Source organism: Amycolatopsis sp. NPDC054798, from assembly GCF_053611505.1.
Map to the genome: position 1 here is coordinate 38,480 of NZ_JBSHAM010000017.1, position 14,909 is coordinate 53,388.

Annotated in this window: 12 protein-coding genes; 7 read left to right on the forward strand and 5 right to left on the reverse strand. The window is 64.7% G+C overall.

What is annotated here, in order from left to right; all coding sequences use genetic code 11:
• The first annotated feature begins 43 nt into the window (after window positions 1–43).
• The 4 genes from ACWGIC_RS13435 to ACWGIC_RS13450 all read left to right on the forward strand — a co-directional run bounded on the left by ACWGIC_RS13435 (window position 44) and on the right by ACWGIC_RS13450 (window position 2,130).
• Entirely contained in the window at window positions 44–202 is a 159-nt protein-coding gene (locus ACWGIC_RS13435; protein ID WP_452076183.1) for a hypothetical protein, read from the forward strand.
• Between the two features lie 510 nt (window positions 203–712).
• Window positions 713–1,060: an ankyrin repeat domain-containing protein gene (locus ACWGIC_RS13440; protein ID WP_452076184.1), complete on the forward strand. Its 348-nt coding sequence runs from the start codon at window positions 713–715 to the stop codon at window positions 1,058–1,060.
• Between the two features lie 177 nt (window positions 1,061–1,237).
• Complete coding sequence (locus ACWGIC_RS13445) at window positions 1,238–1,699, forward strand: hypothetical protein (RefSeq protein WP_452076185.1); 462 nt, start codon at window positions 1,238–1,240, stop codon at window positions 1,697–1,699.
• Window positions 1,696–2,130, forward strand: a complete 435-nt coding sequence (locus tag ACWGIC_RS13450) for a hypothetical protein (protein ID WP_452076186.1) — start codon at window positions 1,696–1,698, stop codon at window positions 2,128–2,130. The genes ACWGIC_RS13445 and ACWGIC_RS13450 overlap by 4 nt, the downstream gene beginning before the upstream one ends.
• A 131-nt stretch (window positions 2,131–2,261) precedes the next feature.
• On the opposite strand, the gene ACWGIC_RS13455 is transcribed toward ACWGIC_RS13450, so the two are convergent.
• Window positions 2,262–2,879 (reverse strand): TetR/AcrR family transcriptional regulator, encoded by a 618-nt coding sequence (locus tag ACWGIC_RS13455; protein ID WP_452076187.1) that lies wholly within the window; start codon window positions 2,877–2,879, stop codon window positions 2,262–2,264.
• 350 nt (window positions 2,880–3,229) lie between these two features.
• On the opposite strand from ACWGIC_RS13455, the gene ACWGIC_RS13460 reads away from it, so the two are divergent.
• Together ACWGIC_RS13460 and ACWGIC_RS13465 are read left to right on the forward strand one after the other, a co-directional pair.
• The gene (locus tag ACWGIC_RS13460) at window positions 3,230–5,029 is read left to right on the forward strand and encodes a carboxylesterase/lipase family protein (RefSeq protein WP_452076188.1); all 1,800 of its coding nucleotides are present in this window, start codon (window positions 3,230–3,232) and stop codon (window positions 5,027–5,029) included.
• Window positions 5,007–5,978 carry an amidohydrolase family protein gene (locus ACWGIC_RS13465; RefSeq protein WP_452076189.1) on the forward strand — a complete coding sequence of 324 codons (972 nt, stop codon included), beginning with the start codon at window positions 5,007–5,009 and terminating at the stop codon, window positions 5,976–5,978. The genes ACWGIC_RS13460 and ACWGIC_RS13465 overlap by 23 nt, the downstream gene beginning before the upstream one ends.
• Window positions 5,979–6,439: 461 nt before the next feature.
• On the opposite strand, the gene ACWGIC_RS13470 is transcribed toward ACWGIC_RS13465, so the two are convergent.
• On the reverse strand, window positions 6,440–6,910 hold the full coding sequence (locus tag ACWGIC_RS13470) for a hypothetical protein (RefSeq protein ID WP_452076190.1): 471 nt from the start codon (window positions 6,908–6,910) through the stop codon (window positions 6,440–6,442).
• 1,324 nt (window positions 6,911–8,234) lie between these two features.
• Entirely contained in the window at window positions 8,235–8,624 is a 390-nt protein-coding gene (locus tag ACWGIC_RS13475; RefSeq protein ID WP_452076191.1) for a hypothetical protein, read from the reverse strand.
• 22 nt (window positions 8,625–8,646) lie between these two features.
• On the opposite strand from ACWGIC_RS13475, the gene ACWGIC_RS13480 reads away from it, so the two are divergent.
• On the forward strand, window positions 8,647–11,640 hold the full coding sequence (locus tag ACWGIC_RS13480) for an RHS repeat-associated core domain-containing protein (RefSeq protein WP_452076192.1): 2,994 nt from the start codon (window positions 8,647–8,649) through the stop codon (window positions 11,638–11,640).
• 1,251 nt (window positions 11,641–12,891) lie between these two features.
• Here the strand turns inward: ACWGIC_RS13480 and ACWGIC_RS13485 are convergent.
• A complete protein-coding gene (locus ACWGIC_RS13485; protein WP_452076193.1) occupies window positions 12,892–13,770 on the reverse strand; it encodes a hypothetical protein in 879 nt (292 codons plus the stop codon).
• 787 nt (window positions 13,771–14,557) lie between these two features.
• Window positions 14,558–14,755 (reverse strand): hypothetical protein, encoded by a 198-nt coding sequence (locus ACWGIC_RS13490; RefSeq protein WP_452076194.1) that lies wholly within the window; start codon window positions 14,753–14,755, stop codon window positions 14,558–14,560.
• Window positions 14,756–14,909: the final 154 nt, after the last annotated feature.

Consider the following 14,909-nt stretch of genomic DNA (forward strand, 5'->3'; position numbering starts at 1 on the left):
GTTGTCGAGTTGTTCGAGGTCGCACCATGACAAGGTCGCGGTTATGCGGAATCCTGCTTGCTGCGGGCTTGGCGGTGACCGGCTGCGGCGGCACGCCGTCGGCGCCCTCTTCGCCGACACCGGCGAATTCGCCTGCCGCAACCAGCTCCACGTCCCCTCCTGGACCGTCCAGCCCACTGGCGACAACAACGACACCGCCTAGCACCTCGGCGAAGGCACCGGCTGTGCGAATCCCCGCGACTACCAAGACTGTCCCGACGCGAAAGACCCCGACGCGAAAACCTCCCCAGTACGGGTACCAATGCCGGGACGGTGACGAGCTGAAGTACGAGGTCTGCGCGGGGCATAAGGCGTGGGTGGAAGGTCAGCGCGAGTTCACCGATTGCTTGGGCAGCGGTGGGAGCTGGGACGTCGACAAGCAACGTTGCGTGCGTTCTTGACCAGGACGTTCCGCGGAACCGGTCGCTCGGAGCCAGCATCTTCGGGCACGCTGGTTCCCGCACCGGGTGCAGATGAATTGGCATTCCCAGCCGGGAAAACGATTGGGAACCGGATGCCGGGCTTAAAAAGCCGGACCTGTGTCGCCGATCGGCTAGGGGTTCCCTCTGCTAAAATCCGGGAGTGCGGTCAGTCTGCATCCTGGGTTGCCGCAGTTCGGTGAAGAATTTCCGGAATTAAAGCAGATGTCACGAGCGGCAGATGGGGTGTTGTTGTGGTCGAGTATATGACGCCTGCGCATATTGCGGTCGAGATGAGTGATCTCTCCGCTCTTCGGGACCTTCTGGATCAAGGTGTCGATGTCGACGAAGAGTGCAATGGCATGACGCTCTTGCATCATGCCATTGATGTCGAAGGCGATGGTCATGTGCAGACAGGTAATCCGTTGCATGTCGATCTCACGGCTTACCTGCTCGCTCGTGGAGCCGACCCGCTTCGTCGGACCACTGATTTTGAACAGGTGACGGCAGAGGAGATGGCTCGGAGCTACGGTCACTGGCTGGCGCTCGCCCTTTTTGAAGCCTGGAAACAGCGAGCGAGTCGGCAGTCTGATGTCGAATAGAAGGAGTTTCGGTGCAACGCGGTGACAAGGTGCTGCCACAGGGTATCGGGACGGCCGCTGGACCGGCGATCACAACCCGTCGTACAGGCTCGCCCCGAATTGCCCCTGAGTGCTCTATCCTCATTGTCGAGCCTGCTCCCTCCGACGGGGCGGCTTCGTCAACGAACTGGGCCGGGAGTGGTACTGAAATTGACTAGCTTTTCGGATTTCGACAGCTATGGGGATCTCTTCTGCGGAGGTGGAGTAGCTCGGTTTTCGTTCGGTCTGCTGGTGGTTTCTTCCCCGGACAGTGTCGACGACCACTCGGATTGGGATCCCGCGCGTGAAAGTGTGCACGCTGGCAGGGACTCATTGCATGTGGCCGTCCGCCAGTCGGCTAGCGGTGCGGTAGCTGTCGCTTGTGCCGAACATCCTTTCCTTCCGGAGGGCCGTGAACTGCTGCATCGTGGCGTGATCGAGTTGGCTCGAGCGTCGATATTGATCTATGACCCGAATGGTCAGCTTCGTCTGGAATTTCCCGTGGAACGCGACTTCAACGCGATATCGGTCTATGGAGACGACGCTGCAGAGCCTGCTGAGGTTGTCGTGGTGCTCGGCGTTCCCGATGGAGGTGTCCCGTTGCCTGGTGCCGACCGATGATTTTGTCGGCCGGAAGGCGGAAACCGGTCACGATCAAGCTGCCGGGCAGGTTTTCGCCGGCATCAGGCGGGTTTGTTGTTATGCGAGTGCGACGCGATGTTCGCGTCCGGCTTCTGGCCCGCATTGAGCAGGCTGGCGAGTCAACGACCGTGCTCCAGTTCTGTGGTTCCCACTGCTCGTGCTCGACCGCTTGGCGCATCACGACATCGGCCTGCGCCGTCCCGCTGGCGACTGCGCGGCTACGCCTCGGACGGCGGGTCATCGAGCACGTGAAGAGCCGGTCGGCGTGGTTCAAAGGCCCAAAGACCGCGGCCTTCGGCGAACTGCCGAACATGTCAGCGGGCAAGATCCAGAAGTTCGAACTCCGCAGCAAGGCAGGGAAAGACGCGGAGCATCGTGAACAACGGCGGGTTGCCGATCCGCGCATGTGATCGCGTCCGGCCGGATGGGGGAGCGGGACGATCCGCCACCGAGGACTCACCGCCGGTCACTGGAAAGTGGCGTTCCCCGGCGCGGTCCAAGTCCCGGGTTCGCGGTCACGCTCGCTGCGACCCGCCATGGCTCAGTGCGGCCGATACCGGGCCAGGAACGTGTTCACGGCCTCGTCCACGGTATGGGCCCGTCGTTTCTTGGTCGGGACGCCCGGCTGTCCGAGCACGCGAAACCACAGCAACGGCTCGTTGATCATCCCCACGAATTGCCGGGCGGCCAGATCCGGGTCGGGCACGGCCAGTTCCCCGCGCCGGTTCCACTCTCCGAGGTATTCGATCAACGCGCTCAGCGCGGGCAGCTTGCCGAGCGACAGGTAGTCCTCGGCCAGCTGTGGGAAGCGCCTGCTCTCGCTGATGACGAGGCGCACCATGGCTACCGCCTCAGGCGGGGCCCAGAAGTCGCTGATGGCCAAGCCCATCCTGGTCAAACCGGCCACGGGATCGGTGAACGCCTCCTCGTCCATGCCGATCTCGGCGATCGGCATGGAAGCCCATGCCTGTTCGACGGCCGCCCGGAACAGCGCCTCCTTGGACTCGAACAGATTGAACACGGTCCGCCGGACAACTCCGGCGGCCGCACCGATCTGTTCCATCGAGGACTGTTCGAAGCCGCACTCGAGGAAGACGGTCACCGCCGCGTCCAGCACCTTTTGCCTGGCCGGCGACACGGCCGCACCTGCCTCTGCCATGTTGTCCCCGCGTTCCCCGGTTCGCCCGAACGGTGCACTGCACTGTGTAGTGCACCGTAGCAGGCTCGAGGAGGGCGGGGCGGCAGCTGCTCTCGGAGAACCCTGCGCCGACGAGCGCGAGATCCGGCACGCGCTCCGCTGCACGGGATACGGCAACGATCGGCGAGATGGCCCAGCGCGGGGCTGCGCTGGGCCGCTAGACGGCGGTACGCGGAGCGGGTGGCGCTCGCGGCGTCGGTCCCGCGTCGCGATGTGACCTAGTCCACGTCATCGCCGCGATCCTTGATTGCACTGCACAGTGCAGTGCAAAGTAAGGTCGAACAGGTTGGCCGCGAAGAGAAGAGTCACGCATGGATGCCAGGCGTAGCAGCGGTTTCATCGAACTCAACCAGGGCCGCATGACTTCTCCGGCCGCGGATTTCGCCGATCGGCGCGCTGTGGTCGAAACCCGTTTCGGAACGCTGCAGGGCGTCTGCGAAGAGGGGAACTACGTCTACCGGGGCGTGCCGTTCGCCGCGCCGCCAGTCGGCGAGCTGAGGTTCCGGCCTCCGGCGCCTGTGCCGAGCTGGCCGGGGGTGCGAGATGCCTCCCGCTCCGGACCCGCGTCGGCGCAGATCAATTCGTCGAACGCGGACCGCGTCCGGCAGCTGATCGCCGAACTCGATCCCGGGGTGCCCGGAATCGTGTCCTGGCCGCCGTACACCCCGGCCACCTACGACCAGCCGAACGCGAGCGAGGACTGCCTCTACCTCGACATCTGGGTTCCCGCCGGCGTCGAGGGACCGATGCCCGTCTACCTGTACTTCCACGGCGGGGCCAATGCGGTCAGTTCCGGGTCGTTCCACCTCGAACGCGGGGCGAACCTCGCGCGCGAAGCGCAGGTTGTCGTCGTCCGCCCCAACTATCGGATGGGCGCGCTCGGCTGGGTCCATTTCGGACTGCTGGGCGGCTCCCTCGGCGAGGCGGTGAATCTTGGGCTCCAGGACCAAATTGCGGCCCTGCGGTGGGTGCACGACAACATCGCGGCGTTCGGCGGTGACCCGGACCGGATCACGGCCGCGGGGGAATCGGCGGGCGCGACCGCGGTCTCGCACCTGCTGGCCAACCCCGGCACCAGGCCGCTCATCCGCCGGGCGGTGCTGCAGTCGCTGTCGCCGTTCAACAACTGGTGCACCCAGTGGCGGCCGGAAGCCGAGCAGGTGGCTCGCCTGTACCTCGATCTGCTCGGCATAGACGACCCGGGCGCTCTGGCGACGGTGGAGGTCGAGCGCCTGCTCGCCGTCCAGAACATCATGACCCGGTACGTGCCCGCGGACGCCAACGTCGCCTGGCGCCCGCTCGGTGCGGTCGTCGACGGTGCGTGGGTCCACGAACAGCCAGCCTCCTACTTGTCCACGCCCCAGTCCGAGCTCGACCGGATCGGCGCGGAGAAGTCGCTGGAGGTCATCGTCGGCTTCGCCCGCGACGAGTGGCAGTTCTTCCGAGGCCACTCGCCGACCGCTCGGCACGGCACCGAGCAGGCTGTTCACGCGGTGGCGGAACAGGTCTTCGGCGACCGGGCCGGCGGCGTTCTCGAGGAGTTCCAGGCTCTCCGGCCACCCGGCACGGTGCCAGGGGTGACGTTGTCGGATCTCATGTCGTTCGAGTTCTTCGCGATGTCGTCGCTGGCGATCGCCGCAAACCTGGCCCGGGCGGAGATTCCGGTCTGGGTGTTCCAGTTCTCCTGGGACCTGCCCGGATTGCAGGGGGAGCTGCGGGCGGTGCACACGGGTGACACGCCGTTCCTGTTCCGCAACTACAGCGAAGCCGATCTGGCCCGCTGGCCGGCCTTCGAAGGCATCGACCGGGCCCGGCTGGGCCGCGTCTCGCGTGAGATGGGAGAGCATTACCGCCGGTTCATCCACCACGGCGAGCCAGGCGCGGACTGGGCCCGGTTCGACGAATCGACCGGGGACGTGCTCTGGTTCGGCGAGGAACTCCGGATGTGCTCCGGTTTGCTCCGGCGCCAGCAGGCCGCGGTCACCGCGGCCGGGATCGATTCGGTCGAAGCCCTCGACCGGATCCTCGTGGCCAACCTTCGCCGTCAGCTGGGCGAGGATCCGGCAGAACAGTACCGAAAGGACGACCATGCTCGTCGACGGATGGATTGACACCCACGCCCATTTCTATCCCCCGGAAAACCCGCAGCAGCGTTCGGCGCGCTGGGAACTGATGAAACAGGCCGATTGGCAGACACCGGCGCCGCCGGAGTGGGACCCGGACAGCACGCTCGCGTACATGGATCGAACCGGTATCGCGACGCAACTGCTGAGCAATATCCCCAAATCCACGGCAGCGCTTCGGCTCTCGAACGATTACGGCGCTTCGCTGGTCAACCGGTATCCGACCCGGTTCGGTCTCCTGGCCGCGCTTCCCACCGACGACTGCGACGCAGCTCTGTCCGAAGTGGAGCGAGCCGACACCGACCTCCACGCGGACGGCTACGCGGTGACCTGCCACTACAACGGCGTGTATTTGAGCGATCCGTCGCTCGAGCCGCTGTGGGCCGAACTCGATCGGCGGCGGGCCACCGTTTTCGTCCATCCGGACGCCTATGCCATGGGCGAAATGGGGCGGCCGCCGGTGATCATCGACGTCGCCTTCGAGACCGCGCGCACAGTGACGGACATGCTCTACCGGGCCGTGTTCCGCCGTTACCCCGGCATCACTTTTGTGATCGCCCACTGCGGCGGAGCGCTACCAGTGCTCTCCGGCCGCCTTCGCCTGCTCGGTCTCGAACAATGGGTTCCGAACCCGCAGCACCTGACCGCCGACGAAATGGACCGCCATCTGAAGCGGCTCTACGTCGATACAGCGGCGACCGCGCCGACGGCGCTGGGGCCGGCGGTTGCCATGGTCGGCGCGGACCACCTGATCTACGGGTCCGACTGCGGTGTGCCGTGCACGACCGACGCCACGATGGACGCCAACCTCGCGGCCGTTCTCGGATACGAGCATCTGTCGGTGGCTGAGCGCGAGGCAATCGGTCACAACGCCCTCACCTTGTACCCGAGATTGGCGGAGCGTTTGGACGGACATCGGCAGTCGGAAGGTTCGTGAGCGCACAGAAGACCAGCGCTTTCTACGTGGGCTGCGGGAATACCGACAGACCGTCCGCTGGCTCGCGGGTTCTTGTGCTCCGCCGAAAGAGCTTCGTCGAATGTGCCCGCGTAGAGGACCCTGCCACACATGAGGAACCACTGGCCCGGCACACGCATTGGCCGACCTTGGCACCGTCGTTGACGCCCCGCCCTGCCAGGCAAGCACCTGCAGATCTCGACCTACTGCGTGATCTGCTTCAACGGAGCTTCACACATCAGGCGGCAGATTTGAAGCAGTCCTGATATCCCTTGATCGGCGCGGCCGCGGTCGCGGCGGTGTTCGCTGCGAGCAGCGCCCCTGTCGTGATGATGGCCAGCATTCCGAGGCATCTGAAAATGTCGGCAAAGCCCGGCGATCTCATGATATTTCCCGAATCCTTCCTGGCAACGTGGACGAAGCATTGCGGTTTCCGGGGGATGTCAGCTGAGCGCGCGGCGGAGTTCGGTGACAGCTGTGTCTGGGAATGGGTGCGGCCAGCCCGGGACGATGCCTCCCGGTTTCGTTGCCGCGCTGACGGTCTCGAAGCCGCGCAGGAAGGCGCTGGCGAGTTCATGGCGCGGCGCGACCTGTCGTAGCAGCACTTCGCCTCGTTCGGGCGTCCAGTCCGGCGCGGTGATCCAGGTGCGGATCGCCACCGCGTGCACCACCAGCGCGAGGTGATCCGCTACTGGCGAGGCGAAGTCCAGGAAAACTCCGCCTGGTTCATCGCCCCACAGCACGGACTGCAACTCCACCACCGGTCTCGGGCGTGCGAGGTTCGCGACGGCCTGCGCGAGGTCTCCGAAGGCGTCGTTGAGCCCCGTTGCGTGGAAGGTTTGCCGTTGAGTGCCGGAGCCCATCGTCAGCCTGCACCAAGCCGAGCGGAATTCGAACGTGACGTCATCAGTCATGGCGCAATTCTCCCTGACCGGTTGGACACCAGTTTTCCGGGCAGGTGTCCGTCTGTTCTCCCGGGCGAATGATCAGATCAACGTCGTGACCCTGGGCGGGCCTAACTGATCCCGCGTCGGCAGGAGTTCTTGCGATGCTCCTGTCCCCATTCCGGTCGCACGGCGGTCGCTTGAAATCATCTGGCGGCGGGCAGGTTCAGGAACGAGCGCAGCCGCCGGTGCGCGGCGTCAGTCTGCCCGCTCTCCGGCGCGCGGGGGAGCATTTGGTCTGAGGCCGGGGTGAGGGGCATCTGCCGATGCCGCGGACTGATGGTCGATGCGCAGTTTCCGGCCCTCTCAAGGAAAAACCGATGTCGAAAAAATCCTCGCTGGTGTCAGCCACGTAATTCCTGCGCGGACACGGTGCCGTGCGCAAGCGATGCCGCAAGCGCCGCGGCCAGCGAGCGCCGCCAGGGTGGCTCTTCGCCGATAATTGTTCCGATCACAGCTATTCTCCCCATTGCTCAAGGAATCGAGTACATGCGAGCGGGCGCGAAGCACCGGATGGCGTGCGCCGATCCACGCCCCTGCGGTGACGCTGACACCGCATATTCGCAGCGGTGAGGCGAATAAATCCCCCCTGCATGCAGCTGATTCTCCCGACCAAGCTCTGCGACCCTGACATTTCCACAACTGCCATGACCGGCGCAAGGATGGTCGGCGCACCATAGACGAGTGAACATCGCGGCCGTTCGTCGGCTGTTTCGAATCGGTCCGTCGCGCGCGGGACAGTCAGTCAAAAACCAGAAGAGAAACTGCTTGGAGAACCGATTTCGGGGAGCCGTGACGATTTAGCATGTCTCACCTGCGCGCATTCATCCGCGCTGACATTCGCGCTTGTCGGCCCCGTCAGAATGGATTCGCGGCCGGTTTGCGCTTGTTTCCGCGGATCCGCCTGGCGAGAGTGCCCTCCCGTCGGAGCTTCGGTCCGGAAGCCGGCGGAGCATGATCTTTATGCAGTTCGGCGAGAGCGGTGTGTTGCGGCGGCGACTTTCGCTTGCGGCTGCTGCGTGTTTCCGCGCTGAAATACCCGGAAGAACCTCTGGCCCGAACCGGAATCCGGCAACGAGAACTCCGCCAGCAAGGACTCGGTCGAGAACGCAATGAAGAAGGCCGTGTGTGCTAAGAAGGCCACCCTGGCCACGGCCCAGAAGGCCATGCTGGCCGACTGAACCACCGCCGAATCCAAGCTCGGCATCGGTGGCCCCCGGCGGAGCCCGGTTCCGTCCGGCCGATGCCGGTCCTCGTCTCTGAACCGGCGGCAAAAGCAGCGAAATCCTCTTTCTCATGCGGAATCCTTAGCCACGTCGACACCGTCCCGGTTCGTGGGTGTTTCACCGGCCGGATAGGTCCAGTCCGCTGTCGTTGCGCCACCAGGGTGACCTGAAGAGGTTTTTCGGGCTTTCGGGCTGGTTGTTGTTACAAAGCAGGCGTTGTCGGCGATGAAGCTGTTTGCATGATCGTGTTCTGCCGCGCCGTCTGGTGTCGTCCAGGGCCTGTAGACCTCGGGTCCGAGTGTTTCCGGCGCGGTTCGTGCTGCACTCAGTTCGTTCGAGGGGAAGAATATGAGGCACAGATCTGCGTTGGCGGTCTCCGCCGTGACGTTAGGGGCGCTGGTGGTCGCAGTACCGCACACCGCGTCCGCCGCGCCGCACAGAGTGGCACCGCCGACCACGGTGTGGACTCCACCGGCGACAGTGAACAAAACTCCGACCGGCGGCCAGCCTCCGGCTGCGGCGTGGCAGCCAGGTTACAAGCCGGGGATCGCCGCGGTGTCCTCGTGCGGGGCGAACGAGACGGGGTTGCTGCCGCAGTATCCGTTGGAGCGGTTCAAGATTTCGGACCGGATGGAAGCGCTGGTCAACACTCACGACGGAAACCTGACCATCACGCAACGGCAGCTGACGGTCAAGGGCGCCGGCGAGAACCTGTCGCTGTCGCAGGTGTACAACAACCAGCGTCCGGGCAACGGCAGCTTCGGCACCGGCTGGACGCTCAGCCACGGCCAGGACGTCGGCCTGACCTTCACCGGCGCAGACGTGGTCCTGCACGGCGATTCGGGCTACTGCGCCACCTTCACGCGCAAAGCCGACGGCAGCTACACCCCAGCCCCCGGCGTGCACGCCGCGTTGAGCAAGGGCTCCGACGGCAAGCACAGCCTGATCTTCGACAGTTCCAACGAGCGCTGGACGTTCAGCCCGGCGGGCTGGCTGCTGTCGGAGGCCGACCGCAACGGCAACACCGTCACCCCGCGCTACAACTCCGACGGCACCACCGCCTCGATCACCGACACCCAAGGCCGCGTCACCACCTTCGGCTACAGCAACGGGCTGGTCTCGGCGATCACCGACCCGACCGGCACCACCGCAGCGACCTACCGCTACAACAACGCCGGACAACTGACCGACTTCACTGACCGGTCCGGCACGTCGATGCACCTCACGTGGACCGGCACCGGGGATCTCGCCTCGATTCAGGACCCCAACGGCACCACCTACAGCTTCGCCTACGACGGTGCGCACCGGGGCACCGAAGTGAAATTCCCCCGCCAGACCGGACAGGTCAAGACCATGTTCGGTTACGGCAGCGGGCAGACCACCGAAACCGACCCCAACTCGCACTCCGCGACCTACAAATACGACACCCAGGGGCGGCAGACCTCGGCCACCGACGCGCTCGGGCACACCCTCGCGCAGACTTGGACCGCCAACAGCGACCTGCAGACCTCCGTCGACGGGCTCAACAACACCACCACCAACAGCTACGACCCGCTCAACAACCTGATCGGCACTCAGCTGCCCACGACTGCGAAAGCCAGCGTCGGTTACACCGACGCCGCCCACCCGCATCTGCCCACGACTGTCACGAACCCGGCCGGGGACAAGATCTCCCGCAGCTACGACAACGCCGGGAACGTCACGAAGATCCACTCCGACGGCCTGAACACGGATCTGCAGACGCTGACCTACACCCAGCCGCTGGGACTGGTGTCGACCAGCGTCGACGGCAACGGCCACGTCACCCGCTACAGCTACGACAATGCCGGAAACCTCACCACCGTCACCCCGCCCACCCCGCTCGGCGCCACCCGCTACACCTACGACTCGCTGTCGCGGGTGTCCTCGGTGACCGATGGGCGCGGGATCCGGCTGGACTACGGCTACGACAAACTCGACCGCGTCGTGTCCGTCACGAGGCACAGCGACGGCGTTGTGCTGCAGGCCGCGGCTTACGACAACAACGGCAGCCTCACTCGCCGCGACACCGCCACCGCCACCCATGTCTTCGGCTACGACACCGGCGGGCAGCTGCTCACCGACACCCGCACCGACGACAGCAGCCCCGACGAGCACCTCGCGTACGGGTACGACCTCGCTGGGAACCTCACCTCCGTCACTGATCCCGGCGGCCAGAGCGTCTACGGCTACGACGCGGCGAACCGGCTCACCTCGCTGGCGGACCCGTTCGGGCAGACCACGACGTTCGGCTACGACAACGCCGACCGCCGCACCAGCACCACCTGGCCCGGAGCCGGAACCCAGACCAACGCCTACGACAACTCCGGCCGCCAAACCAGCCTGACGGTAAAAAACGCCGCCGGAACCCAGCTGCTGCAGACCACCTACAGCTTCACCCGCAGCGGCGGCGCGGACTCCGACCAGATGCAGTCCACAACCGACGCCACCGGCACCACCAACTACGCCTACGACGCACTGCAACGCCTGAAGACCGCCGGTCCCACCGGCTACGAGTACGACAACGCCGGCAACATGACCAAACTCGGCGCCGCCACCTTGACCTACAACGCCGCCGACCAGCTCGTCAACGACGGCCGCACCCGCAGTTACGACACCGCCGGCAACCTCACCGGCTCGACCAACCCCGACGAAACCAACAACTACAGCGACACCGGCCAGTTCGTCTCCGGCAGCGACGCCGCCGGCAACAGCTTCACCGCCACCTACGACACCCTCGACCAAACCCAACCCCACCAGTTGAAATACACGACCAGCAGCGGAACCACCACCAACCGGTTCACCACGACGGCGCTGGGCATGACCCAGGCCGTCCACAACGGGGCACGCACGAGCCTGACCCGAGAGCCGAAGGGGGCGATCGTCACCGAGAAGACCGGGACCGGCGCACGCTACAACGTCGTCACCGACTACCAGGGCAGCGTCGTCGCCCTCATCTCCACCACCGGCACCGTCGCCGCGACCTACCGCTACGACCCCTACGGCGGCACCACCGCCACCGGCCCCAACGCCGCCGACAACCCATTCCACTACCTCGGCCACTACCAATACGGCGTCGACCTGCTCCTGGGCTACCGCTGGTACTTTCCCGGCTGGGGCCGCTTCCTCACCCCCGACCCCACCGGACAAGAAACCAACCACTACGCCTACGCCCACAACGACCCCATCAACAACGCAGACCCCACCGGAGGTTTGAGCCTCGGGCACGCACTCGCCGGGGCGCTCATCGGCGGCGCCGTCACTCTTATCGTCAGCGCGAGCCCGTTGGGACCGTGGGGTGGCGCCGTCGTCGGAGGCTGTGTCGGCGGACTGGTCACCGCAGCTCTCGACCACGCGAACTTGGCAGCGGGATGCGGGATCGGCGTCGCCACAGGAGTCATCGGCAAGGGATTCGGCAGTTGGTCCAAGGCACTGAAATCACCTTTCAACAAATAAGTTGACCATGGCTCGGCGGCGGGTGTGCTGGCACTCACGACAGCACACCCGCCGCGCACTACAATGATCCCGTAGGAGGGCGATCCCATGCCAGGAGCGAAGAAGTTCGCGTGGTTGCCGTTTGCGATACTCGTGGCGTTCGCAGCCGTCGCAGTTGTGATAGCCCTTTCCGTACCCGGCGCAGAATTCATGCAGTATGTTGGAATTGGATTTTTCGTCGCCGCGATCGCCCAGGCGGCAAGCTTCTTCTTTAGAAGAGAGAATAGCTAGGCTGGCGATAAATCCGACGACGCCGCAGTCCGTTCCGCTGCCGGTGCGGCGTCGATATGCTCCCGTGCGACTGCCGACGACTTCTGAACCGAGGCCTTTCCCCTTCCCTGTCCCCGTCAAACAAGAAACCAAACACGACGCCTGTTGTCACCGGGCACTGTCCGCGGCCTGCATGACTGGTACCGAGTGCAGCTCCTGAGCGTCTGTTTGATGAATTCCACTGGTGTGACGGGGGATCGGCTGGGTCCGGGTTGTGCGACGGATCCATGTGGGCTGTCAGGTGGTGCTCGTTCTCTTCTTCTGCCAGACATCAGTTGCGTCAGGCGCTCGGAGACCGGTAGTTGTTGCTCGCTTTGCCGGGACTGGTGGCGGCGAGCCCGATAGGCTGTCCGTCGTTTGACGTGGTTCGGTTCGTAGCCTTCGGTTCGGGGAGCCGAAGACGGCCACGCGTCGGGGTCCTCGGCTTCCAGCGGCGCGATCGGGTCGGCGAGCCAGATGTGGAAGAAGCGCACGGAGTTGCAGCAGTCGCGGATCGTGCGCGGGCTCTTGTCTCAGTCTTGAGTGACATAGCCCACTCGTTGCTCAAGACCTGCCAGGCTGGCGGAGTCAAAGTCAGTGCTCGCGCGCGCAGGCGAAAATCCTCAACCAGGAGCCCCCCAAGCTCCGCCCCAGCACCCGCCCCGCGCCCCACGGCACGAAAAAGGGGCTGAACCCGCAGGTCCAGCCCCTCAACGCGAGTCGGGATGACAGGATTTGAACCTGCGACCCTCCGCTCCCAAAGCGGGAACGGCTAAGCGCAGTGCTACACCAGTATAGCGCCTGGTCGACGATGAGCGGAAATCATCAAATAGGAGGGTCGCAGATTGATCTTGTCTGTCCGTCTAAATCGGCGGTACTCGATGGGGATGACGTCGGGTTGCGAGGTGACTTTCGGTGTTCGGCCGTGATGCGGAGTTAAGATGTTTTGTCGTGGCATCCTGGCTAGTTTCGGCCTCGAAGTCGCCGCAGCTTGGGCGGACGGAGGAGGGCAAGCACGGGGTCGAAGGTGACCCGGTAGCGGATGATGTCGTCGTCGATGGGGCCGGGGATGGTCCGGAGCATCGGCTTGTAGCTCGTCCGATCAACGTCCAAGTATTCGTCTACGGCGACCGGGGCTTCGACGACTTCGGCATACCAGATGGTGGCGACTCGTTCGTTGGCACGTGACTCGCAAACCAAATAAAAGCCTGACCGGGATATCTTGCGTTCCTTTATGCGCCTGGTGGAATGAAGGTCGAAAGGGGCTTTAATATAGTCGCGCCACGACAGGGGTCGCTGGAATGGTGAGCTGGTCCCGTCGTGGGCGCCGTCCAGTTCTTGAATGGATATCCATTCTTGCTGAGTGCGCCGGTCTATCCAGTCGAATGAAGTCGTAGCGCCGGCTGGCAGAACAGCCCGATTGAGGTCGGCTGGAGCGCCGTCCAGAACCATGATGGATTGGTTGCGATGGAAAGCCCAGCTGCGGCGGCGGGCCTGGGGGTGATCATGGAGGGTCAGGAGCAGTTCGTGGTCGGTGTTGTTGACCAGTTTGCCGCGCGCGACGACCTCCAGGTTGTCCGACTCGTGTCGTTCAGCCCAGCTGTGTGCTTCGGCTCCGAGGAGCCCGTCATGATACTGTGCGGTCGCTGTTCGGTGCTCTACCTCGGTAAGCGTGAGCGTCGCAATTGGTGTGTGGTTCGCGCGGGCGTCTTCGTAGTTGACTTGGCCGATGGTGCTGGCAACGTCGAGTGATCGGATGCCTGTGCGAGCGCTCCTCCGGGCGTAGAGCACCGACACGAGCGCGATCGCGACCGACGCCCAGCTGACCCACTCTGTGTGCATACGCCCCCCTGCGCGTCACCAGTTGATATCGATCATGCCATCTGATCGATACTCGGGGAACTGGTAGAAGGGCTGGTCAGGGTCTCTGCGCTGTAGTGCGGTGCAGACAGCTCTGCTTGGAGGCGGCCTCAGACGCTGCGTGACGGAGCGTGCTTGCCGTAGCTTGCAGGGCTCTCGGGTGTCGCACTGCAGGTACTGCTGTCCACCGCTGCCGGTCAGCGACCGTGTTCTCGAAAGGCTGTCGGCAGCCGTTCGGAACATGCCGCAGCCGCGACCAGGGGACCTGGACACGTGGCGGCTGACGTTCACCTGCGGCCACGCGGTGGAGAAGCAGCAGCATCGCTCGAACAGCTACTGGATCGGGAGCACGGCAACGTGCGAGGACTGCCAGCAGACCCGCGGCATCGTAGAGAAAGAGAAACTGCCCGCCAGCGAGATACGGCGTCGCGACCACCAGGAGCGGTTGATGAGGGAGTTAGAGCAAGCCCAGCCGGAGCGTGACCGTGCGAAGACGAAGGCCGACGCCGCAGCACGCCGGGTGACCACGATCCAACGCGACCTGGCGGCCCTGGATGCAGCACCGTGCTCAACTGCGAACTAGCCTGCGACAGTGTTCGGCACGCTTGGCCATCGACATCCGCTCCCAGTGGGAGATGCACGATCCCGGCGTGAGCGGAACGCGGCAGCAGCGACGACCTCGCCGCGATAGTGCCCGATGCGACGCTGAGCCAATCGTTGAGCTGTATCTGCTCCCCGGCTGCAAAGGCGTTCTGACGCTTTGCTCGGGTCAGAGGGCGCGCAGGGCGTTCATGATCAGCAGGGTCAGGGTGACGGTGCCGGCGAAAGCGATGCCGCCGCTGGTGATCGCGGCGGTGATGGTGGCTCCGCTGGCGGAGGCGAGGATGCCGGCGACGAGGGCGACGATGACGCCGAGCAGGACGGCGATGATGACGAGGAGCACCCGTGGGGGTGCTTGCTTGTCCATGCGGCGGTGGGCTCCTTCACGGGAGTTCAGCGAGACAGGCTGAGCAGCGCTGAGAGACTACCATCACGCGAGACTAAGCGAGATAGCATGTAGATTGCCGTATGGTGTTCATACCGTCCGTGCTGTCCTGGGACGGACGGCTGCGTGAGATCCC